The sequence below is a fragment of the Kosmotoga pacifica genome, assembly GCF_001027025.1.
GTDB classification, from domain to species: Bacteria; Thermotogota; Thermotogae; order Petrotogales; family Kosmotogaceae; genus Kosmotoga_B; species Kosmotoga_B pacifica.
The window spans coordinates 951796-973219 of sequence record NZ_CP011232.1 but is presented as its reverse complement, the minus strand read 5'-3'; the positions used below and the strand labels follow the sequence as shown (position 1 = coordinate 973219).

Here is a 21424-nt window from a genome sequence, read left to right as displayed (position 1 = left end):
TTGTCAGGAGGCGGTTGTTTGAAAAAACTTTGGGTGCTCATTCTAATACTTTTGGAAACGCTTGTTTTCACAGTGGATTTTGATCCCCTGACTCTTTTCCTGGAAAGGCTTTCTCTTGAGAAAAGTGTTTCTTTTCAGGCTGTGATTGAGTTTTCACTCATCGACACTTCGGATGGAACAGAAACGAAAGTTGAGTTTGAACTCGGCATAAAGTTTTTATCAATGGATTTTTCAGACTGGTATCTTGAAATAGTTGAGCCGGAGGAGCTTTCAGGTATAGCTTTTGGCTATCTGGAAAGGGAGGGTGTTTTATTCAGCATCGTTGATGGAAACCCATGGAAACAGTACAGGACAGCAGACGATTTCACACTGCTGGGTAATTTTCTGCGTGGATTTTTCGGTGGTTTAAGCGATCCGAAAAACTTTGACTGGAAGAAGGAAAAAGGGACAGAAGGTGTCATTTATTACATCACTCCAAACGAATCCAAACTGAGATTTATGGGACTCTTGCGCGGTGGCGGTTATATCCCCAATGTGATGAAGATTACAATTGGTTTTGCGATGAAAGAAGGACGCTTTCCTTTCCCAGAATTCATACTTCTGATGGACAGATTGGAAAGAGAAAGCGTGCGCATAAAACTACAAGACTTCAGCTTTGGAGTACAAGAAAACTTCTTCAATGAACTAAGGGAGAGTTATTATTCCACATTTTGATTTTGGTAAAACCCTATCCCGCGTTGAAATATTCTTTCCATTGATTTGCGCTGGCAAACTGCCCGTTGCTAAATCTCAATCAAGGCTCGTAGAACCGGGGCTTAACAATGCCCAAGAACTTTCCTGCGACTTCGATTACATCACCCGTTTTCAAATTATTCAAGTATAGACCAGAATCGTTTATAACCACAAGAAATAGTTCTCCCGTCCACGGGTCATCAAGCAATTTGATCTTTCTGGGTTTCTCACATAGATTCACCTGTCTTAGAAACCTCAACCTTCCGGAAATATCAAAGAGAAGAACTCTTCTATCTTTGAAATCAGCAACTGCAAGAATGTCACCGAAAGTATCCAGAGATATAGCATATCCAATTCCTACCCGCTCTTCTAAAATGAGACTGTTATCCTGAATCTTCAAAACTATGAGTCCGTTAATTCCGGCAGCGACGAATATTTTTCCTCCTACTACCACAATCTCAGAAGGGGAAAATTCATCTGGCGCTCCTGTTAGTGTGTACCCTCCAAACTTGTCAACTTTCTCAAAATATAGTCCCTTCTTCTTGAACAGCGAAAGCCCGAATTTATTAGTAGCCACTACTAGATAATCGTGCCAGGTTTCAATATCCACGACCCAACCATTCGTAGGGATGTATTCCACAAATTTAAGGAAATCAGGTCTAAAGAATTTATAGTGCAGGATTTCCCGGCTCCCATCCGCGATGAACAAATCGAGATGTTCGATATTGATAGCTACATCGGTGACATGTTTGATATTGACGATATTAAGTGTTTCAAGGGTTTCCCTGTTCAAAATAGATAATCCGAAGTTTTTCATTCCCAGAAATAGATAGCTTCCCGCTCTTATACCTCCATCGACAAAGTCCAACTTGCTTTTCGAAATACACACTTTTCCTTTTTCAATAACCAGTTTCTCTATTCCATTAGTACCCTGTCCGACGTATATTTCCAGCGCTGCCATGAGATGGGTGATTGATAGAACCAGAAAGAGCAGTACGAAGAACTTTTTCATATGACCACCCCCAGGATTATCATAATCCTCGTTAATGTCAATTTGAGTTTAGAGAACATTAAGGGCGTAATTACCGGTGATTAACTGAAACAAGAAAACTAAAGTATGCTCTTCAAGCTCATAGAACCATTTGAAAGCTCGAAGATCAATTTAGAAGATTTCAACGGGAAGTGCCCCTCGCAATGCCGTTCCATGGGAATAAAAACTGCATCAATTGCCTTGTTACAGAGAAGTTCGGTTCTTGAGATTTTTACACAAACCATAACGGGGGTATATATGCTATTGACGAAGAAAGGTGAGATGAGAATTCCATTATCTTGGAGTTGCTCAAACCACTGTACGGAAATGTCGGATGGTGCGACCATAGATATGATGCCATTATAAGGCGCCCCTTCAGGAAAACCATAATAGCCATCACAAGAGATAGTTGTTATATTATTCAGCTGGTATTTTTTGAAATTCGAACGAGCAATATCCATCAATTCGATGTCCCACTCAAGACTCACTATTGTCGCGCTTGGAAATGCGATAGCCATGATAGCTGTCGCATAGCCCGTACCGGTACCAATGTCAAGAATTCTTGAATTCTCTTCGATATTCAATAACTGAATCATTTGAACCACCAATGAAGGTTGGGTTGAAGTGCTTATTATCCGTCCAGCTTTTTTCCAGCTTGGAAGTACCTGATCATATTTGGCCAGAGCCCGGTATCCGGGGAGAACAAAGTCACCCCTATCGATTTTACATATCGCTGTATAAAGCCTTTCATTGTTAAGGATACCCATAAAGCGCAGATCATCAGCTAGATCCTTGGGTTTTCTCATTAGTTCACCTCATTCTGCTCAAATAATTGTTGGACAACTATTTTTCCAGACGCTCTTTCATCAGTTCAAGTTTTGCCGCAATTGATATTTTTAAAAGGCTTACACCGCTGACAAGAAGTATAATAGCACTGAGAAAACTGAAAATTGCCCCCAAGAAATTCTCTGAAGAAAGAAATTCAAAAGTTTGATAAAAAGCGTAGCCTCCTCCGGAGATGATTAGAAATCCGATAACGTCATAGAAAACTGTCAAAATAGCTCACCTCCTGCGCTATTAAGAAATTTCAAGTATTCTTCGAATCTTAGAAATATTTTCGCGATGGCTTCTGCATGTGGGAATGCAAACCATCTAAGAAGAAGATATATAGCAATAATCATCATTAACGCGAATAATGCCGTAAATGCATTTTTCACACTAAGAGCATCGGGCATTTTCAACAGCAACCTTGCCCTCAGTTCTCTCAGTGATTTTATAGGATCGTCAAGTGTTCTGGCAGGGTGTTTCCTGCCGCCGCGCATATAGGTAATGTAATAACTTACCATGAGCTGCTTCACCACGTAAGCGCTCCACGCGCTTCGAGTAAGATAAGATCTAATGTAGATGTTCATAAGGCTCACAATTATGCCCACTGATGCACCGAAAAATACCAGTGCCAGAAAAGAAGGTTCGAAAAAAAGTAAGGTTGTCGTTGTCATTATTCCTGTAACTATGACTAGGGCAAAGAACACATAATGCTTTTTCTGCCCTGCTTCCACTTTTTCTATCGATATTTGCGAAAAGTTCGTTCCGATAACAAGCTGCAAAAGGTTACTAGCTGCAGAGAGAAGGGGAAAAAGGTAATCTATGTTTCTTGAGTATTCTAAGAAATATAGAAGAACAAAGCTCATGGAAAGAATTATTGTTCTGATGAACAACCACTTCTTTGCGTAAATGGAGAACAACGAGAAGGCGAGTACGATAAGGGGCATGATAAATTTCCCTGAAAATAGCTGGTATATAGACAGACAATATAGCGGTACATCCATCAGCAAAGTAATCATGAATCTCTCCTCTTTTACATTTGATTATAACTTTCCCTTGCTAGAAAGACTTGGTGCTGACTACAATAACACATTCAATGAGTGTTTTTCACTCATACGGCAGAGAACCATTGAAGATATTGTCACCTATTCGAAGCGATTCTATACTCAATTATTATTGAATTGAGATTTTTGAAAGTTGTGTTTGATTTTATTATATAACATTTTACCTGCGATAATGCTTCTGCAGGAACTATCAAAAGCTTCAGATTGCAAAATAGAGTCATTATTCCTTCTAAAGCATGTTTTGGAAGGAACTTAGGTTCTGGAGCTGAATAAAACTTTCTTTAAAGGTCGGTTTGATACAACGAAGTTTCTCAATTAAGGAGGGGATTGTGTTATTAAAACGGGAGCCATCGTCTTTGAAAACCTCTCTCTTGGACTGAATGGTTTGGCTATGCCGGTGCATATTTACCTCAATAGCCTCTCCGCACTAGCAGATATTGGTGTAATGGCACCGGGCTATATACGAGAATTCCAAATGAATGTCCTGATACTGTATCCTGTTCTACATGTGGGTATCTATATGGACATCTAAAATGTTCCTTTTCACACAAGGAATTACAAGCAAGTTAGTGGATGAGTCTCACAATTCCATTGTTTTTTTTCTTTCGGAGTGTAATATAAAGCCGAGGAGGTGGTCGTGTTATGAAAAAGGTACTCCTAAGCATTTTGATCATTTTTGTAGCGGTTATTGCTTTTGGGAAGTTCTCTCTTGGAGCAAACAGTCTTATTGCAGCCAGTTACGTGATTGATCCCGGTGCAACACCGTTTGTAGGCATTGTGGAAAGCATTGATGTCAGGGTTTCCTTAGGTATGTTTCATGGTGGTCTCACGACTCCTTTCATGGTGTTTGCTTTCTCAGCCGATACAGGTTCCCAAATCTCGGCATTTCCACCGGGACTTGTGTGGTACGCGTACGCTGGTGGACATCTGCCATTCGGAAGAATGTATGCCATCGCTGATCTGGGAGTGCTGATTTCATTCGGTGGCCTCGCACCAAATTTTGTTATATTTAGAATTGGCGGAGGTATGAAACTCGGAATGAACGGATTTGTTGAATTTAGCACCCTCGCAGCACTTCAGGATATTCAAAATACTATCGGTAAACTCTTCACTGTAGAATTCGGTTACATATTCTGAGGATGTGAAATTTAAAGAGGGGCAATTAGCCCCTCTTTAAATTGAACGTCTATTTTCTAGCGAATGATAACGTTTTTACCATAGCATAACTTGATTGCTGGAAAGCAACTAAAAATGTAATTTGCTTCAAAACAGCAATTAGATAATGGTTGCGTGGAATAGTAAAGGTTCGATCATTGTTCATGTGCAGAACTTCGTATTTATTCTTTCCATATACAATGGTTTTCATCTTCAAAGGCTTTTAATAACGTTTTCTGCCGTTCGTTGTTCTTTGTCCGCAAGAACTAGTCTAATCCTTTATAAATAGAATATAAAAGTGGCAGAAAGGGTCTTCTCTTTCCATTATTTGTCCTTCCCGGAGGAGTAAAATCTTCTCAGGAGGTGATGAAATGAAAAGGGCTCTACTGAGCATTTTCATTGTTTTACTTGTAGTTATGGCTTTTGGAAAATTTTCTCTTGGACTAAATAGTCTGATCTATAAGGTCAGTTATGATGCAGACTTCAGCTCGGACATAATAATTACCCCGGATCTCTCAGAGACGCTGTATGTCTTAGGCAGTCTTGACCTGAGAGTCTCTATTTCAATGTTTCACCTTGGAGCCGCTGTGCCTCTGTTTGGATTTGCTAAAAATCTAACAACTGGTGACAGCACATTTGTACCGATGCCGGGCTTGATACTTTATGCATATGGTGGTGCTCACCTGCTTTTGAACAAATTCTACATTTTTGCAGATGTTGGAGCGGTGGTACTCGGGCCTTTTGGACCTTATATAGGTAATCCACTATTGAGACTCGGTGGAGGTATGATGCTGGGAAAGCACGGATTTGTAGAGATCGGGTTCTTGAAATGGCTGGTACCTGTTGAAGTATCTCAAAAAAATGTCGACATAGAATTTGGTTACGTGTTTTAGAGGCTTATGACTGGTATCGAACAATACATCAGAAAAAGCAGCGAATAGATCAAATGGTTCTTCCTCTTTGGACGAATAACATTACTCAATCTGAGGGAGCAAATTTTAACTTGTAAATTTATTTTCTCTTTGCTTCATAGATATTGTTTTCTTCATCATAACAGACTTCAGTGCCAGTGGATAGCTGAGATGATAAGGTGGATTTTTGTTGCTGTTCCAGAAAACCAGATATTTGTTATCGCTTTTTCCAATTCGGTGTTATAAGTTTTGCTATGTAATTTGTTTGAAAACAACGCAGAACTATCCTGTGTAGTTTTATAAGAACCGCGTAAGTTCATGAAAATCAGGTAGTAATCACCTGGAACAAGCAAAATCCTTTCAATAAACTCGTTCGAAATTTGTAAGCGCAAAAGCTGAAAATAAAATCCCCTCTTTTTATGGTATACAAATACTTCATATGTCCGAATCATTCCGGTACATTATGGAGGCATGACTTTCCAGTCGATCAAATTATCAGATTCGGCGATTCCTACGGTTCTTCTTTCGGTAGCTCCCTGGATTTTTGTCTCTGAGCACCTGTAAAAAATACCTGTACCGACATTCTTTGGTTTTCAAAAACCGTAGGTCCCAGATATATTGATATATTTATCGCTGAATTTTATGTATCCCATATTCACATGCTTTTCTCTTTCACTGAGGTCGTCAAAGCCTTCCAAAGTTTTACCCTTTCAAGATACTTCTCAATCACCGCCTGGGTTTTGTAGTCGAATGGGATCGCTGAATTTGTAAGCCATTCATGCGCACAAAGGGTGTCACCTTTTGACAAGGATTTCAGAGCCATGAATTTGCAGTATTCATAAATCCGTTCTTCGAGGTCATCACCCATAAATAGACCCGGATAGGGCATTAGTTCTTCAAAGGCGATCTTCTGAACTTCCGGGTAATTGAAATGCTCTTTGTATTTCTGCCTTGAGTAGAGAAATCTGAATATATCCTCCCGTGTTTTCTTCCATTGAGGAGTGCCTTTTTCAGGCGGGAGATGTTTGATTCTGAGTTCTTTATCAAAGTAGAACCTATAGCCAAGAAGTCTAGCGTTGAAAAGGTAGTCCATATCTTCACCGCGCGTGATTTCAGGGTCAAAGGGGATATTCTCCATTAGTTCTCTGCTCATCACCATATTGCCGCCGAGGGCAATCATTGTGGCTATATAACGTCTATTATTCGAGAAAAGCTTTGAAAAAGTCTCCTTCATGGCTTGGGTCTTTTGCCAGTGGGGGACTGTTTCCAGTTGTTTCTCCTTTTCAACATAATATCCTGCTTTTCCATGTATAACACCATTGTCGGGTCCTTTCTCGAGAAGGTCTTCGGTGGCTGTTTTGAAAAACTCTTTATCCATAACGAGTTCGTCATCATCAAGAAAAATGGCGATATCGCAATTAGATTCCAAAGCCGCGATCAGACAGAGGTTCCTCACCTGCGGATATCCCAGGGGTTCTATCAACTCAATGATTTCTTCGTTGAGATTAAGTTCGGTTTTTAACTCTTCAAGCCAGCTATAGGATTTCAGAACTACGTCCATATATCTATTAAATGGGCTTATATAATCATTCAATCTCTCTTCAACTGCTTTCTTTAGCTCTGAATGGTTGGAAACACCCACGATTATTACTTTGATTTCTCCTGTCTTTATTTCCTCGAACTGTGAAAGATTTTGTAGCGTCCTATGAAGTGTTCCATCATTTTCAAGAGGAGTTGGATGGTCAAAAACGACTTCCTCTCCTTTCTCCTTTCCCCAGTAAGTTGGTATCACAATACAAGTTTTCATCACATCACCTCACATCGAGTTATCTTTATCTAGAATGTCCTGCTTGATGAGTTTCAAGAATGCTTTGGCTACCTCTGGATCAAATTGTGTCCCCGAACACCTCTTGATTTCTTCAAGAGCATCTTCTTTTTTTAGAGCTTTTCTGTAAGGCCTATCGTAAATCATTGAATCATATGAATCTACCACGGCAATAATCCTCGAAGCCAGGGGTATATCTTTTTCTGCTAGTCCATCTGGATAGCCTTTTCCATCGAAACGTTCATGATGATGCCTTACGTAAAGAGCGATATTTTTCAGCTCTCGAATATTGCCAAGCACGTCAGCTCCCCAGATCGGGTGCATTTTAACTATCTCAAATTCTTCCCGGGTTAATTTCCCGGTCTTATTCAAAATATCGGCAGGTACCAGAATTTTACCCATATCGTGTAAGAGAGCTGCCCAGTATATTTCAGTAACTTCATCTCTCTGCAAACCGAGTTGTTTTGCGAGTATCGAAGAAAGCTTTGCCACCCTTTCCGAATGTCCTTTTGTGTATGGGCTGTGTATTTCAAGCATCCGCACTGCAGATAGGATTATTTCTCTTTGCATTTCAAACTGACGAGTATTCAGTTCTTTAAGACTCAAAAGAGCTGAAGCCATACTGGAAAGTGATTTCATGATTTTAACAGCTTCAACGGAGAATTTCTTATCGGAGTTTTTGGAGATGTTCAGAGAAAGATAACCGATTCTTTTTCCATTTACTGTAAGTTCTGCCACGAGAGATTCTTTTATACTTTTAACACTTTTCAAAAAGTCTTTAGAAACCTCTGGAGGGAAACGAAGATTTTTCAATTCAATGTCCTTTATAAGGTAAATACCCGGATAAGGTGATTCCGCTGTACTAACCAGTTCAGGAGTGATAAAATATTCAGCTTTCAGTGGAAGTTGTTTTAGTGCAGATAGGTCATGTCCAACAGCATCCACAAAAAGCCACTTTCCTTCTTTAATCAAAGAGACACAGCCATAATCAGCTTCTGGCAACATCTGCATAGCAGTTTGGAAAATTGTTTTCAACAGCTTTTCTCTGGGATTGACTGAATACTCAACAAGATTTGCTGATATTTCGAGAAGTTCTTCGAACTTTGAGTTGGTTGCTTCGAGTTTTTTAGCAGATTCAAGTAGTTCTTCATGGAGTTTCTGTAGTTTATTGAAGGACTTTTCGAGTTCATCTGACTGCGTTTTTATTGTGAGTGCTGCTTTTCTATAATCATTGACTATCAAAAGACCAAAATTGAGCATCACAACAGAGAAACCATACCCCAACATTTGAATTGGGGGAAACCATGGTAAAAATTCTGCGAAAGCGTCAAACCCCAGTGTTAAAAGCAAGAAGAGGGACGATGAAAAGATTATCCCCTGCTCTGAACTCAAAGCAAGATAAAGAATTACAAAGAAGTTAATCAACATTCCTAGAAAAGCTGGAAACCTGAAGAACGCAGAAAAGATTATGAGGAACACGTTTATGAATATCATGAATCGAGAAACTTTGAATTCTTTCCGTGTTAAATGTTCGACACCGATCAATACAAGAGACGAAGCCGACAGGTTCAAAGTCACTGGAATAAAAGGAAAAAGCATGTCGTTTTTAATGCTCGCAATATTGTCGGTTCTGAAAAAATGGAGGATCAATAGAGATGTCAAACCAAAAAGAGCTATACCCATTCCCAGATATTTCTCTTTTTCGGTAACAAAAGGTGATCTTTCCAGAAGCAATACAATAACCGTAAGAATCAAACCCATTCCGGCTGCAAATAACCATAGCTGAGAGTTGAAGAACTCCATTAACTTACTCTTTATCTGTTCTAAATTATAATCACCCAGGTAAGGGGCCTTCTCGAGGGCCACAAATTTTTCCGAAGACAACTTTATAACAAGGGTGTTTTTTTCAGTTTTTATATCCTCAGGTATCTTAAAGACGAAGTTCGAATGATGTATAAGAATGCTTGGAGGATACACTTCCCCTATTAACGTTTCATTCAAATATATCCAAGCCTTATCCGCAATGATGTGTGGAATTACGATGGCATCTTCGCTGAAGTAATCAAGTTCCTTCCGGAATGTAAATGTTGTTCTTTTTCTCGATGCAATTCTGAAAGGTACTTTGACTTCCTTGACTCCTTGTGGCGTAACAAACCCCCAGTTTTCAGTAAGAAGATGTTTTCCTGGCATGAAAAACAGCCAGAAAAACAGTAGGAGGCCAAAGAAAGCTACAGTAAGATATAAGATACTTTTTTTACCCTCCAAACGATTTCACCATCCAGTCATATAGTGCAAATCTATGTTCCGTATGATTTAATTATATTCAAGAGGCATTTCAGTGTCCTTAATTTTGTAACTTAGACAGTAAATTTAGTTTTTTGGTTTTCACTTCATGAAAGGGAGGGTAAACACATGAATTGCCCGAATCTTCAACGAAATCTTGATAAATGCAATTGCAGCTATCCCGGTTGCCCTAGAAAAGGGAAATGCTGCGAATGTCTTGATTATCACCGCTCACGCGGAGAACTACCCGCCTGCTATTTCACTCAGGAGCAGGAAAGAACCTGGAACAGGAGTATCGAATATTTTATATCAGTAAACCGATAAAACCAGGCTATTTCAGTGCTTTAAGACTACTTCTACTTTACATCAAATTCAATTCTACCATCGAGAGAACGTATTTTTAGTAGGCTTACAATTGGAACATCGAAGGTTTTCAGCAGTTTCCTACCGCCTTCGAAAGTTTTTTCGATGACTCCAACTATACCCTTCAATTCAGCACCGGTTTTTATAACCATATCAGCGACTGCTTCAATGGTCCTACCACTCGCCAAAAAATCATCGACAATCAGTACCCTGTCTCTAGAATCAACCATTTCTTTAGAAAGAAACAATTCAGTGATCCCGCCTTTTGTGTGCGAAGGAGCTTCCCCTTTGATGTAATTGCTCATTGTGATCGGTCGTTTTTTCCTGATGAAAACCGTAGGAACACCAAGTTGTAAACTCGTAGCCAATGCCGGCGCTATTCCAGAACTTTCGACGGTGACTATCTTCGTCAGATTAACCTGCGCGAAATACTCGCCAATGGCCTCACCTATACTTCGCATCAATACCGGGTTTATCTGGTGGTTTAGGAAGGAATCCACCTTCAGAATGCCTCCCTCAAGAACTGTTCCTTCTTCTTCAATAAGCCTTCTTAGCAGCTGAGAGCATCTTTCTACCGCACTCACTTCTCTTATCATGATTACCTCCAAATAATATTCCCGGCTGCTATGAGCCGGGAAATAAACACCGGTGCTCATAGCCAGGCAATTTACGGTTGCCGGTAGAAACTCACAGGCCATATCCCTGTGATTATATGAGCCGGGAAAGTTATTTATTTGGTTAGATGCTACCATACCAAATTCCATAAATCAACAGAAGTTACACGCATTTTCCCTGCCAAAAACTTTCCCAAAAGTTTCCCGCAACTGTTTGAATTTACCTTTCCACAGAATCCTAAGGACAGTAACTACTGGAGCGGATAAGCCGGAGACTGAAAAAGCAAAAAAACGGGAGCTTTCCCGAATGATGCATCATTTAATGAAAAATATTAACAACAGACCGTTTTATTTTAAGGGTTCCAATTTATCAAGGTAAAAGAGATCTTCTACAGGCACGTTGCTTGTACTGCTTTTTTGGTACACTTTTATTGTTTACCAATATTTGAAAGGGGAATAGGGATGTATGAGAGCATATTGTGGCATCGATTGTTTTAGATGTTCTGTATATATTGCTACGATCAACAACGATGAGAAACTTCGTGAAGAAACTGCTGCGAAATGGCGTAAAGAATTTCACCTGGAAGTCGAATCGGAAGATTTAGTCTGCCGCGGCTGTAAATCCGGTCGAGCATGGAAGATGTGCATAGATTGTCCCTTCGTTAAGTGCTGCAAAGAAAGGAGATTGAACAACTGCGGTGAATGTGATTCTTACCCTTGTTCTAGGATCAGTGAATTCCTGAAAGATTTTTCCGACGAAATGGCCTTTCTCGATCAAGTTCACAGAGAACACTTTCCTGGTCAACAATAAAAATTTTCTGACTATTAATCGTTGTTTGGGGGGATTGGAAATTGGAGCGGACATTTCTTCTTCTCCTTGATGAAATTCAACCAAGCCAGTTATACATAAGTCGGAAAAAACTAAAAAGTGTATTAAATGTCATCGCAATGGAGGGATTTGAAGCTCTCCCGCCAATTCCTGTTATAAGGCTGAAAGGCCGTATAATCTATACAGACGGTCATACGCGTGCTATGGCTGCATATCTTAACGGGTTGAAAGAAGTGCTCGTGTACTGGGACGAAGATGATCTCGATCTGCAAGCCTATGAAATCTGTGTTGATTGGTGTCTCGATGAAGGAATCAGGAGTATCTTTGATCTAAAAGATAGGATTGTCCCACACAGCGACTATGAGATTTTGTGGTACGAAAGATGCAAAAAGATGCAAGAGAAACTTGAAAATGAGAGAAAAACGAATGAGAGAGATAATGCATGAATTTCTGGGAAAGGCTTGAAAAGTTCGTGGTTTAGCATGAAATAGTCATAAATAGGCCAAAAAAGCAGACATCCAAAATGTCCAAGAACAGAGTATCCGCTAGATTGCAGTTATCTCAAAGAAATGACGACGGGCAATTGTGGTAGGATAGACGTCTGGATTGGTTCCATGATGGAATGATTATCGATGATCCCATTGTTGGATAGATTTTCTGTTTTGCTTTCTCTTTTGAGAGTACGAGAGATTATATTCTGCTACCGGGGACATTTTTGAATGGAGGAATAGGCATGAAAAAGAAATCTTTCCATGATTACCAGAATGAGTTTTTTGATCTCTATCTAGCGGGGAAAATAGCCGAAGCTCTAAAGCTGATCGATGAAATCGAGATCGCATGTCCAGACATGGCGTACAGGGCGAAATACTGGAAAGCGTGTATCCATTCGCTCAGGAATGAAAAAGACATGGCGATAAAAGCCTTGAAAGAACTCAGGGACATGGGGTACTGGTTATCACCCGAGATAATTCAGCGGGACAGAGATCTTGAGAATATAAAAGAAGAACCAGAATATATTGAAATTCTAAATGTTTTCAAGCAGCGCCAGGCCGATGCTGCAAAGCTGTCAGCACCTTTAAAGGTAGAACTCAGTCCATCGGGTGTTTCTGATAAGCTCCCCCTGATAGTTGCTCTTCACTGGAGAATGGGAAACGCGGAAGAATTCTCTATTTTCTGGAAAGATGCAGTCGAAAATGGAAAGGCAAGACTTCTTGCGCTTCAGTCCTCACAACAGGTTGGGACGGGACTATTTTGCTGGGACAACGTCAAAATTGCTAAAAAAGAAGTGAAGGAGCAGGTTCAAGAGTATTTAAGTATCCATTCTTCTATGGTCAGCCAGCTGATACTCGGCGGAGCTTCTCAAGGAGCCGATCTCGCACTTGAACTCGCCCTTGAAGGAGAACTCAAGCCAGAAAAACTGGTGCTTGTAGTACCCGCATTCAGAGATGTGGATTACATTGAGGAGCTGATAAAAAACAACAAGAACAGTTTCAAAATATATATAATTGCCGGAGGAAAAGATATGCTTCTAAAAAGGGCAAAAACAGTGAAAGAATTGCTTACAGAAAATAACATTTCCTGCATGATGAATATCTATCCAGATATGGGACATACTTTCCCTGAAGATTTCAACGAAGTCTTGTTGAACATATTGGATGAATAAGGGATCACCATTGAATATTTTAGAAAAGGCCGATAAAACTTTATAGAGTTGATTGAATGCCGCTTGCATGGTTAATAGGATTCATTATTATGCTGTTTGTCGGGTGGTTCTGGGTGGTCTACAACAGCCTTAAGTCTTTACAAAATGGGTATAGCAGGGATATTTTCCGATAGATTCGGAAGGGGAAAATCGATCATTGCCGGTGCTGCTTTGAACCTGTTTAGCACGATTTTGCTCATTATGGCCAGGAATTACATTTCTTCTATTGTAATGGGAAGCATAATAGTCGTTGCATCCGTTATCTCAGAAATCAGACGAAGGATTGCATTGGAAAGCTGAAGCTATAAGGCCGTCGAATTGACAGCGATGAAGCAATTCAATAATGCGATAAAATCACGAAAGCCCCCCATAAAGGGAAGCTTTTTCCACAACAAAGTTGTTTACCACATTTCATTTAGGTTCAACCTCATTTTTTCAGCGATTCTCAAACTTTGTTTTACCCATATGGGAGTGTTAACATCTTCAAGAATCTCCTGAGCCGCCAACCAGAATACTTCGGCAACTTCATCCTTATTCACACAATGCGGTTTTCCGCTTTTATACCTGCAAAGGAACACAATATCGACAACAGGTTCGCCTTTGTCCGTAAAAAAAGATTTGCTCTCAACATATTGGATATCGTCGTAAACCTCAATCCCAACTTCCTCCATAATCTCTCGCTTCAGGGTTTCTTCCAATATGTTGGGCAAAGCTTCATTGACCTCTACCTTTCCACCAACCAATGAGATAGCGCCCGGAGCGTGCTCTTCCTTTTTGCTTCTTTTGACTAAAAGCCATTTATCCTCTTTATAAATCGCTGCCTCGACGTTCACGATATACTTACTGTTCATATTCTCAAAAACTTCCCATCCTAAAATGTCATTTCATCGTTTAAGTAAAAACACAAATAATCTGCTATTGCACATTATAACAAAATCAGCGCAATAGCTAATAATTACGAGACCGGGAAAGAACAAGTAGAATGGGAACAGTTTGGTCTTGTACAAAATAAAGGTTAGAATAGATTTGTTGAAAAGGGGGGGGAAGATTACGATGAGATTGAAATTAATGCTGGTAGCAGTCTTGTTTGTTTTTTCCTATCTATATGCGCTTGGGATAAGTGTTGGAATAAGACTGCATGGACATATTGAGCCTTTCTTTATTGTAAGCATAAACACCGGGGAATTTGATATTCAATTAAAAAATGGATTCATTTTTGACGATTCCGGAATAGCACTGCTTGTACCCGGGGTTTTCATATCTAAGGATTTCGGATCCTTCCGGGTACATACAGGTTTTGAAGGATTTATTCAACTGGAAGAGAAAAAATGCCTGCTTCTTGGAAAAATCGGTGCTAATTTTGGAATGACTCTGGGTGTTGGTTCTCTCTTTCTTGGTGGAGAGTTTGGATTGCCAATAAATCTCCCTGGAGAGTTCTTTGTCAAAGTCAAGTTAAGGCCTATTCCTACATTGACGGCGTATTTTGAGTTTTGAATTCAAAGGCTAAGGATAATCAAAAAACAATAGAGGAAGTGTTTTCGTGAAAGGATTACCCACAAGAGATAAGTCAGAGGAATTAATCCTCGAAGCTGCGAGGCTGAATCCCGGGAAATGGGTAAGTCACTCCAGATACACGGCTCTTGCGGCAAAAAAATCGCAAAAGCTACTGGAACTTTAGATCCCGAAAAAGCTTACGTCCTTGGGTTACTGCACGATATTGGCAGACGTGAAGGTGTACACCATATGAGGCATATAATAGATGGCTACAACTATGCTATTAATCTCAGTTATGAGCAGGTAGCAAAGATCTCCATGACCCATTCCTTTCCCCTTAAAAACATTAACGCTGTTTTTGGTGAGTGGGACTGCACCCGAGAAGAATTTTTGTTCGTCGAAAAATACATAAGCGAGGTCAAATTTGATGACTACGATAAATTAATCCAACTGTGTGATTCCCTGGCATTGCCAGAAGGTTTTTGTATCATTGAGAAACGCTGTATAGATGTTGCCATGAGATACGACGTTAATGAATATACCGTGCCAAAATGAAAGGCCTTGTACGAAATAAAAGACTACTTCGAAGAAATCATAGGAAGTTCCATTTACGCTTTACTTCCAGGGATAGTTGAGAATACCTTTTTCTTTCTTGATGAGGTGATATACCATGATGAAAACAGAGATTTTTCAAGTTGATGCTTTTACCAGAAAAGTTTATTCTGGAAATCCAGCTGCTGTGTGCATTCTGGAAAAACCTCTTTCTTCAAGAAATTACCTTGCTATAGCCAGGGAAATGAACCTCTCGGAAACGGCATTTGTGATTACCTCTAAAGAAGCAATGGACTCTGGTATTTTTGAACTCAGATGGTTTACCCCCCGGGTAGAGGTTCCTTTGTGCGGTCATGCTACTCTTGCTACAGCCTGGGTACTGTTTTCTGAGTATAACTACCATGGAAAGATCCATTTTAAAACGCTCAGTGGTATCCACGAAGCGGAGCTCGTTTCAGATGGCGTAAGGTTGAATTTCCCACAGGATAAACCAATCCCGGTACCGATTCCTGAAGGATTGGGAGAGGCCCTTGGATATTCAGGGAATATGAGGACCTTTTATGGTCGAAAGACCGCAAAACTTCTTGTTGAATTTGAACAAGTTTCTATTATCAGGAAACTAAAACCGGACTTCAAAAGGCTTCTTTCATTGAAATCTGATTATGAGATAAGAGGGCTTATAACAACTGCCAGAGGTAATGGTGAGTACGATATCGTGTCAAGATACTTTGCACCCTGGGTAGGTATAGATGAGGACCCTGTAACTGGATCAGCACACACTGTTCTGGCTCCTTTCTGGATGGAACGACTCGGAAAAAAGAAAATAAAAGCCTATCAGGCCTCTGAACGTGGTGGAGAACTCTTTCTTGAGATTGCTGAAAATAACAGAGTTCACATCATCGGGAAAGCGGTGACGGTTATGAAAGGCATACTATTTAATGACTTCGCTTAAACCGGGGGTTCCAAGTTTATCCATATGCCAGCGTGCTCATTATCGTTGTAGGTTGTGGGGGGAGGTTGTCCGAGAAAAAACCGAGAGAACGAGAAGGCGGGAGAACGCAAAGGACGCGCGATATACTGACTTCGTCGGGAATACACACCTTCGGTGTGGATTGCGTGCTTTTAGCACGGATGTGCGGCTCAATGAGCCGGTTTATAACAAGGTTCTTTCCGTTGAAAGTGCAACTCCGATCCGTTCTGAGGATTGCATATCCTGACTGGAAGTTAGCCATCCGTTGCGGAGCAACGCATATCACATATGCAAGCCCCCTTTTTCTTTCTCTATTCTCTCCAATCTCTAACATCGAGTTTCGATTCTCTGGTCTTGGGGTAAAAATAGTGTCTGTCCCCTGTTCCGCGTCCCCATTTTTTCTACGTTTGATTTGTAACATTTCTTTGAGATAAAATAAAAGGTAAGGAATACTAACTAATCAGTTTTAGGAGGGTTTTTATGATCGATGACAGGACAGCAAGTGAAATTATTGAAGTCTTGCTGAGACGCGGGGCCGAATTCGTAGAGCTTTTCATTGAAGAGCGGGATTCCAGCAACTTTTCTCTTGTTAATGGACAGCTGGAAAGAGCTCTTTCGGGGAAAAGTTTTGGCGTAGGTATCAGAGCCTTTTCTAAAAATCGCTCTTTATACGCTTTCACCAATGATCCTTCAAAAGAGGTGTTAAGGCAGGTTGCTGTAAACCTGGGAGAAGTCATTCAGGGAAATGGTGAACCATCTCCCCTCGATTTTCGCGACCAATCTATTGAGAACCGGCATCTCTTCATCCTTGAACCATTCTCTGTATCGAAGACAGACAAAGTCAGGGTAATGAAAATGGCTTTCAATGGTGCAAAAAGCGTTTCCAAACTCATAACTCAAGTACTTGTGGACTACTGGGATTACGATCAGAGGGTCACGATTATCAACTCTGAAGGCCTCAAGGTTTCAGATAGGAGACTCAGAACAAGACTGATGATCAACGCCGTGGCTTCGAAACACAATGAAAAGGAGACGGGCTTTTACGGTCCCGGTGCGGCTATGGGCTTTGAGTTTTTCAACACCTTTGATGTCTTTGAGGCAGGACAAAAGGCAGGGCGCATTGCGGCCCGAATGGTTGAGGCGGAATATGCTCCCGCCGGCAGAATGCCGGTGATCATTGCAAACGAATTCGGTGGCGTGATCTTTCATGAGGCCTGTGGCCACGCCCTTGAAGCGACGTCCGTGGCCAAAGGATCTTCGGTATTTACGGGTAAGCTCGGTCAAAAAATAGCGGCCGACTGCGTTTCCGCAGTTGATGACGCTACAATACCAAACGCCTGGGGATCTGCGAATATCGATGACGAGGGGACACCTACTAAGAGAAACGTGCTCATAGAAAACGGGATCCTGAAAAGTTATCTTATAGACAGGTTCAACGGCATTAAGATGGGCATGGAAAGTACCGGAAGCGCCAGAAGGCAGGATTATCGCTATGCTCCCACATCGAGAATGAGCAATACCTTTATACTCCCGGGCCCTTACTACCCTGAAGAGATCATCGCGAATACAGAATATGGGCTTTACGCGAAGTCCCTGGGTGGGGGCTCAGTGAACACCGGAACGGGAGAATTCAATTTTTCAGTGAGGGAAGGATACCTCATTGAAAAGGGAAGGATCACAAAACCTGTAAGGGGTGCAACGCTCATCGGAAAAGGATCGGAAATACTCCTGAAGATTGACATGGTTGGAAATGACCTGGAACGTGGTCAGGGAATGTGTGGTTCAGTCTCGGGTTCAATTCCCGCCGATGTAGGGCAGCCAACCATTAGAGTCTCCGAATTGACTGTTGGGGGGCGAAATAGATGACATTCGAAAAATTCAGGGAAATGGTTTTTGAGTACGCTGCTGCTAAAAAGGCCAACGACTTTGAAATCTACATAAAGAAAACTCGCGAGTTTGATGTCAGCATTCAAAAGGGTGAAATCGAGAAGTACAAAGATGCTACGACTGTGGGAGTGAGCTTTAAAGTTCTCAAAGACGGAAAGGTAGGGTATTCCTTCTCTGAGACACTCAATGAACAGGCAGTGAAGCTACTTGTTGATGAAGCACTGGAAAATGTGACAGTGATAGAGTCTGAAGAACAGGATTTCCTTTATGATGGTTCAGGAGAGTACGCCAGTTTCAACACTCTTTATCTCGGAGAATTCGATAGATTGACGGCACGTGAAAAAATCGAAATAGCAATGGAGCTAGAGAAGTCCGTTCTTGCTTCGCGCCCTGAGATCTTTATGGTCCCCTACAATGGATTTAGTCACAAGACTTCGGAGATCTACATAGCCAATTCTTCTGGAATGGAAGTGTATTCCAAGTCAGATGGCGGACATATCTTTGCTATGGCATTGGGCAAAAGGAACGACTCACCAAAGAGCGTGTTTTATTTCAAGGTGGGAAAAAAGCCACAAGACCTTGGGCTTTCAGATATTACCACTAGAATTTCTCGTGATATGGAACTGCTTTTTACTGCCAAACCCGTGAAGAGTGGCAAGTATGCCGTTATTTTTAGGAACGATGCCTTTGGTTCGCTTCTATCGACTTTCAGTCCGATGTTCTCGGCTAAATCGGTGCAAAAGGGCTTTTCACTCTTAAAGGGTCGACTTGGGGAAAAGATCGCTTCCGAAAAACTCACCCTGATCGACGACCCATTTTTGGAGATGAGTCCTGTCAGCAGGACCTTTGATGATCAGGGCGTGCCGACAAGGAGAAAAGCGATAATTGAGAAGGGAGAATTAAAAACTTATCTGTACGATTTGAAAACCGCCAGAATCGACAACCGTGAATCAACGGGTAACGCATTGAAACTCGGAAACTATAGGGTTCCTACAAGTATTTCTCATTTCAACCTTGTACTGGAAAATGAAGGAGTCTCATTTGAAGACATGGTAAAGACCATTGAAAGAGGCCTTGTGATCATCGAACTTGATGGGTTGCATTCTGGGGCCAATCCGATTTCCGGCGATTTTTCCCTTGGTGCCCGGGGTTTTCTGGTAGAAAAGGGAAGAATTGTTGGAGGTGTTGAAGAGATAACGGTGTCTGGCAACATTCTCAACGTTTTGAAAAATATTGTTGAAACAGGCAACGATGCAAAGTTTTCTATGCCAGGTATGGCGGGCTTCTCCTCATATGCATTTCTTCCGTCAGTCCTCGTCGAAGGGGTTGATGTGGCCGGACTCTGACAGTTTTCGAAGTATCTCATCGATTGAACCCGCTATGATTCTCGCAGTGGCTCCCCAGACCACGAGTCCGGGGAGTCTGTATTTTATGGTCTCTTCTCCTGAGGGGAGCCTTATGACCTCCTCTTTCGTTCGTTGAAACAGTGAAAGTTCCACGAAGATGAGTTCTTCCACTTCCTCTTTGTTGAGTCTGAAAACTCTCCTGGAAAGGAGGGCGAGAAAGGGATGGACTTCGATTCTTGATACGAGTGTTTCTGTCATTTCCAGGCAGTGTACAAACAACACGCTATCACGGTCCACTCCGATTTCCTCTTCTATCTCCCTCAGTGCCGTTTCCCATAATTCTTCTCCATTGTCTCGAATGCCTCCGGGAAAACTGATCTGACCAGGATGGCTCTTCAGCTTTCTGGAGCGCCTCGTTAGGATCAAATACGGCTCACCTTCGATGGTAATGACCGGAACGATTACAGCCGCTTTTCTCAACGCATCTCCTCCAGTGATTCACTTTGTTGAAAAGTCTAACACGAAAAGAGTTGATATTTGATATAAAGAAAAGGAGGCTTACGAGTATTGTGAGTCGTTTGTTGTTCACCGTTTACCGTCATCCGATAAGAACTTCTTCTTAGAAAGAACGGGTTTGGGGTATAGGGTCTAGGGTATGGAAAAAACAGAAATCCAAGAACCGAGAAAAACAGGACGCTTGTGAGGCCGTCAGCTAATGGAGCGATGCTTGCAGATGCTGAGGCTTTTATCGGATAACGGAAGACGGACAACGGTAAACGACTCTCGAATTTCACGTACAACCAACAACCGACAACTGTTTTTTAGGAAAGTTTATTGAAGTGATATTGCTTGTTATTTACACCGCATATCTTTGGAAGAGTATATTAGCAAAATGATATATTCCATCGTGTTCTGTTTTCACGTTAAAATGTGTTATCTCAACGGCATCACGTCGGAGTTATTGATAAAGGTTAGACTTTACACATAATCATGAAAAACTTCTAAAAGTTCTTTTAGGTGCTTCTCTTCTTCTTTAATTATCCTTTCTAGGAGGTTCTTTTTCGGTATGTATTCAATTAGTCTCCAGTAGAATTCAATGCTGCCTTCTTCAATTTGGACTACAATTTTTATTGCTTTTCCTAAGTCATCTGAAAGCTTTTCGGCATTTTCAAGAGGAAATACAGAAATTTCGGCAAGACTTTTTAAAAGATCAACGTCTTCAATCTCATAAGCCGCAGAACTTCCCGACTCATCTTTGTATTCTTTTATCAAATCATGGAAACATTTCATATGCTCTTTTTCCTTTTCGGCAAGGCGTTTGAATAAAACTTTATTATAACCAGATGATCTATTCGCAAGCTTAGTATAGTAGGAATAACCTTTTTTCTCGATTCCAATTGCTATTTCTAGTAATTTTGTGATCCCCATTTTTTAATCCCCCTCATTTAGCCTGGATTACAATTATTCTTATTATACAAACTAAACTCTTCACAATCAAAACCTAAACAGACCTTAGTTTCTAGTCGATGGTAAGCAATAAGGCTTGGATTCGCTACATGAATGACACTGGGCGATGCTGACGCATCGGATGCTGGGAACAGCTAATGCCGTTGACCGCCCACCGTTATTCTTTAATTAAAGACATATTCCACTGAAGGCGCGTCTTACCAGTGAAATCAGTCGCATCAACTTCAAATGAGTGCGCACCCCAGCGCAGCCGGTCTTACCCTAGATCCTAAACCCGATTTTCTATAGTCTCGGACTCTCGGGTTTGTATTATCCTCGCAAGTATCATAAGCTTTCTGGACCAAGTCCAGCACTTCCGCCACAAAGCGACTCACT

24 protein-coding genes and 1 riboswitch are annotated in these 21424 nt (G+C 41.1%); of the genes, 14 read left to right on the top strand and 10 right to left on the bottom strand.

The genetic code is table 11. The annotated features are described in order from the left end of the window. Positions 1-18: 18 nt before the first annotated feature. Positions 19-714 (top strand): hypothetical protein, encoded by a 696-nt coding sequence (locus IX53_RS04470; RefSeq protein ID WP_047754321.1) that lies wholly within the window; start codon positions 19-21, stop codon positions 712-714. A 79-nt stretch (positions 715-793) separates the two neighbouring features. Here IX53_RS04470 and IX53_RS04465 read toward each other — a convergent pair whose 3' ends face one another. The 4 genes from IX53_RS04465 to IX53_RS04450 all read right to left on the bottom strand — a co-directional run bounded on the left by IX53_RS04465 (position 794) and on the right by IX53_RS04450 (position 3606). After that, the gene (locus IX53_RS04465) at positions 794-1744 is read right to left on the bottom strand and encodes a hypothetical protein (protein WP_047754320.1); all 951 of its coding nucleotides are present in this window, start codon (positions 1742-1744) and stop codon (positions 794-796) included. 98 nt (positions 1745-1842) lie between these two features. Further along, the gene (locus tag IX53_RS04460) at positions 1843-2568 is read right to left on the bottom strand and encodes a protein-L-isoaspartate O-methyltransferase family protein (protein ID WP_047754319.1); all 726 of its coding nucleotides are present in this window, start codon (positions 2566-2568) and stop codon (positions 1843-1845) included. Positions 2569-2605: 37 nt separating this feature from the next. Then, on the bottom strand, positions 2606-2818 hold the full coding sequence (locus IX53_RS04455) for a hypothetical protein (protein WP_047754318.1): 213 nt from the start codon (positions 2816-2818) through the stop codon (positions 2606-2608). Then, positions 2815-3606 (bottom strand): hypothetical protein, encoded by a 792-nt coding sequence (locus IX53_RS04450; protein ID WP_047754317.1) that lies wholly within the window; start codon positions 3604-3606, stop codon positions 2815-2817. The genes IX53_RS04455 and IX53_RS04450 overlap by 4 nt, the downstream gene beginning before the upstream one ends. 687 nt (positions 3607-4293) lie before the next feature. Here IX53_RS04450 and IX53_RS04445 point away from each other — a divergent pair. Both IX53_RS04445 and IX53_RS04440 read left to right on the top strand, forming a co-directional pair. Further along, the gene (locus tag IX53_RS04445) at positions 4294-4788 is read left to right on the top strand and encodes a hypothetical protein (RefSeq protein ID WP_047754316.1); all 495 of its coding nucleotides are present in this window, start codon (positions 4294-4296) and stop codon (positions 4786-4788) included. A 389-nt stretch (positions 4789-5177) separates the two neighbouring features. Next, positions 5178-5699 carry a hypothetical protein gene (locus IX53_RS04440; protein WP_047754315.1) on the top strand — a complete coding sequence of 174 codons (522 nt, stop codon included), beginning with the start codon at positions 5178-5180 and terminating at the stop codon, positions 5697-5699. A 673-nt stretch (positions 5700-6372) separates the two neighbouring features. On the opposite strand, the gene IX53_RS04430 is transcribed toward IX53_RS04440, so the two are convergent. After that, a complete protein-coding gene (locus IX53_RS04430) occupies positions 6373-7524 on the bottom strand; it encodes a glycosyltransferase family 2 protein (RefSeq protein ID WP_047754313.1) in 1152 nt (383 codons plus the stop codon). 9 nt (positions 7525-7533) lie between these two features. Beyond that, positions 7534-9732 carry an HD-GYP domain-containing protein gene (locus tag IX53_RS11045; protein ID WP_218916087.1) on the bottom strand — a complete coding sequence of 733 codons (2199 nt, stop codon included), beginning with the start codon at positions 9730-9732 and terminating at the stop codon, positions 7534-7536. Between the two features lie 222 nt (positions 9733-9954). On the opposite strand from IX53_RS11045, the gene IX53_RS10985 reads away from it, so the two are divergent. Continuing rightward, complete coding sequence (locus IX53_RS10985) at positions 9955-10149, top strand: DUF6485 family protein (RefSeq protein WP_082128470.1); 195 nt, start codon at positions 9955-9957, stop codon at positions 10147-10149. A 32-nt stretch (positions 10150-10181) separates the two neighbouring features. Here the strand turns inward: IX53_RS10985 and xpt are convergent, their stop codons facing one another. Next, positions 10182-10784 carry a xanthine phosphoribosyltransferase gene (xpt, locus tag IX53_RS04420; protein ID WP_053001184.1) on the bottom strand — a complete coding sequence of 201 codons (603 nt, stop codon included), beginning with the start codon at positions 10782-10784 and terminating at the stop codon, positions 10182-10184. Between the two features lie 39 nt (positions 10785-10823). Next, positions 10824-10924, bottom strand: a riboswitch (purine riboswitch). Between the two features lie 344 nt (positions 10925-11268). On the opposite strand from xpt, the gene IX53_RS10765 reads away from it, so the two are divergent. The 4 genes from IX53_RS10765 to IX53_RS04400 all read left to right on the top strand — a co-directional run bounded on the left by IX53_RS10765 (position 11269) and on the right by IX53_RS04400 (position 13633). Further along, a complete protein-coding gene (locus tag IX53_RS10765; RefSeq protein WP_082128469.1) occupies positions 11269-11613 on the top strand; it encodes a DUF3795 domain-containing protein in 345 nt (114 codons plus the stop codon). A 41-nt stretch (positions 11614-11654) separates the two neighbouring features. After that, the gene (locus IX53_RS04410; protein ID WP_047754311.1) at positions 11655-12077 is read left to right on the top strand and encodes a ParB N-terminal domain-containing protein; all 423 of its coding nucleotides are present in this window, start codon (positions 11655-11657) and stop codon (positions 12075-12077) included. Positions 12078-12364: 287 nt separating this feature from the next. Beyond that, positions 12365-13294: a TPR end-of-group domain-containing protein gene (locus IX53_RS04405; protein WP_047754310.1), complete on the top strand. Its 930-nt coding sequence runs from the start codon at positions 12365-12367 to the stop codon at positions 13292-13294. Between the two features lie 96 nt (positions 13295-13390). Continuing rightward, the gene (locus tag IX53_RS04400) at positions 13391-13633 is read left to right on the top strand and encodes a hypothetical protein (protein ID WP_156173101.1); all 243 of its coding nucleotides are present in this window, start codon (positions 13391-13393) and stop codon (positions 13631-13633) included. Positions 13634-13734: 101 nt separating this feature from the next. On the opposite strand, the gene IX53_RS04395 is transcribed toward IX53_RS04400, so the two are convergent. Then, the gene (locus tag IX53_RS04395) at positions 13735-14184 is read right to left on the bottom strand and encodes an NUDIX hydrolase (protein WP_047754308.1); all 450 of its coding nucleotides are present in this window, start codon (positions 14182-14184) and stop codon (positions 13735-13737) included. Between the two features lie 202 nt (positions 14185-14386). On the opposite strand from IX53_RS04395, the gene IX53_RS04390 reads away from it, so the two are divergent. From IX53_RS04390 to IX53_RS04370, 6 genes are all read left to right on the top strand, one after another. Continuing rightward, positions 14387-14827, top strand: a complete 441-nt coding sequence (locus tag IX53_RS04390; protein ID WP_053001183.1) for a hypothetical protein — start codon at positions 14387-14389, stop codon at positions 14825-14827. Positions 14828-14944: 117 nt separating this feature from the next. Then, positions 14945-15382, top strand: a complete 438-nt coding sequence (locus tag IX53_RS04385; RefSeq protein ID WP_218916086.1) for an HD domain-containing protein — start codon at positions 14945-14947, stop codon at positions 15380-15382. A gap of 6 nt (positions 15383-15388) precedes the next feature. Then, entirely contained in the window at positions 15389-15526 is a 138-nt protein-coding gene (locus IX53_RS11040) for a hypothetical protein (protein ID WP_218916085.1), read from the top strand. Beyond that, entirely contained in the window at positions 15501-16331 is an 831-nt protein-coding gene (locus IX53_RS04380; RefSeq protein WP_047755444.1) for a PhzF family phenazine biosynthesis protein, read from the top strand. The genes IX53_RS11040 and IX53_RS04380 overlap by 26 nt, the downstream gene beginning before the upstream one ends. A gap of 498 nt (positions 16332-16829) precedes the next feature. Beyond that, complete coding sequence (locus tag IX53_RS04375) at positions 16830-18215, top strand: TldD/PmbA family protein (protein ID WP_047754307.1); 1386 nt, start codon at positions 16830-16832, stop codon at positions 18213-18215. Continuing rightward, a complete protein-coding gene (locus IX53_RS04370; protein ID WP_047754306.1) occupies positions 18212-19582 on the top strand; it encodes a TldD/PmbA family protein in 1371 nt (456 codons plus the stop codon). Before IX53_RS04375 ends, IX53_RS04370 begins: the two co-directional genes overlap by 4 nt. On the opposite strand, the gene IX53_RS04365 is transcribed toward IX53_RS04370, so the two are convergent. Then, positions 19544-20062 (bottom strand): NUDIX hydrolase, encoded by a 519-nt coding sequence (locus IX53_RS04365; protein WP_053001181.1) that lies wholly within the window; start codon positions 20060-20062, stop codon positions 19544-19546. The genes IX53_RS04370 and IX53_RS04365 overlap by 39 nt on opposite strands. A gap of 498 nt (positions 20063-20560) precedes the next feature. After that, entirely contained in the window at positions 20561-21010 is a 450-nt protein-coding gene (locus IX53_RS04360) for a ferritin family protein (RefSeq protein ID WP_047754304.1), read from the bottom strand. Between the last annotated feature and the right edge of the window lie 414 nt (positions 21011-21424).

Coding starts and splice junctions, on each gene's coding strand:
- IX53_RS04465 (WP_047754320.1), bottom strand. CDS start 1,744: ATGAAAAAGTTCTTCGTACTGCTCTTTCTGGTTCTATCAATCACCCAT.
- IX53_RS04460 (WP_047754319.1), bottom strand. CDS start 2,568: ATGAGAAAACCCAAGGATCTAGCTGATGATCTGCGCTTTATGGGTATC.
- IX53_RS04450 (WP_047754317.1), bottom strand. CDS start 3,606: ATGATTACTTTGCTGATGGATGTACCGCTATATTGTCTGTCTATATAC.
- IX53_RS04445 (WP_047754316.1), top strand. CDS start 4,294: ATGAAAAAGGTACTCCTAAGCATTTTGATCATTTTTGTAGCGGTTATT.
- IX53_RS04440 (WP_047754315.1), top strand. CDS start 5,178: ATGAAAAGGGCTCTACTGAGCATTTTCATTGTTTTACTTGTAGTTATG.
- IX53_RS04430 (WP_047754313.1), bottom strand. CDS start 7,524: ATGAAAACTTGTATTGTGATACCAACTTACTGGGGAAAGGAGAAAGGA.
- IX53_RS11045 (WP_218916087.1), bottom strand. CDS start 9,732: ATGCCAGGAAAACATCTTCTTACTGAAAACTGGGGGTTTGTTACGCCA.
- IX53_RS10985 (WP_082128470.1), top strand. CDS start 9,955: ATGAATTGCCCGAATCTTCAACGAAATCTTGATAAATGCAATTGCAGC.
- xpt (WP_053001184.1), bottom strand. CDS start 10,784: ATGATAAGAGAAGTGAGTGCGGTAGAAAGATGCTCTCAGCTGCTAAGA.
- IX53_RS10765 (WP_082128469.1), top strand. CDS start 11,269: ATGAGAGCATATTGTGGCATCGATTGTTTTAGATGTTCTGTATATATT.
- IX53_RS04405 (WP_047754310.1), top strand. CDS start 12,365: ATGAAAAAGAAATCTTTCCATGATTACCAGAATGAGTTTTTTGATCTC.
- IX53_RS04395 (WP_047754308.1), bottom strand. CDS start 14,184: ATGAACAGTAAGTATATCGTGAACGTCGAGGCAGCGATTTATAAAGAG.
- IX53_RS04390 (WP_053001183.1), top strand. CDS start 14,387: ATGAGATTGAAATTAATGCTGGTAGCAGTCTTGTTTGTTTTTTCCTAT.
- IX53_RS04385 (WP_218916086.1), top strand. CDS start 14,945: ATGGGTAAGTCACTCCAGATACACGGCTCTTGCGGCAAAAAAATCGCA.
- IX53_RS04380 (WP_047755444.1), top strand. CDS start 15,501: ATGAAAACAGAGATTTTTCAAGTTGATGCTTTTACCAGAAAAGTTTAT.
- IX53_RS04375 (WP_047754307.1), top strand. CDS start 16,830: ATGATCGATGACAGGACAGCAAGTGAAATTATTGAAGTCTTGCTGAGA.
- IX53_RS04370 (WP_047754306.1), top strand. CDS start 18,212: ATGACATTCGAAAAATTCAGGGAAATGGTTTTTGAGTACGCTGCTGCT.
- IX53_RS04360 (WP_047754304.1), bottom strand. CDS start 21,010: ATGGGGATCACAAAATTACTAGAAATAGCAATTGGAATCGAGAAAAAA.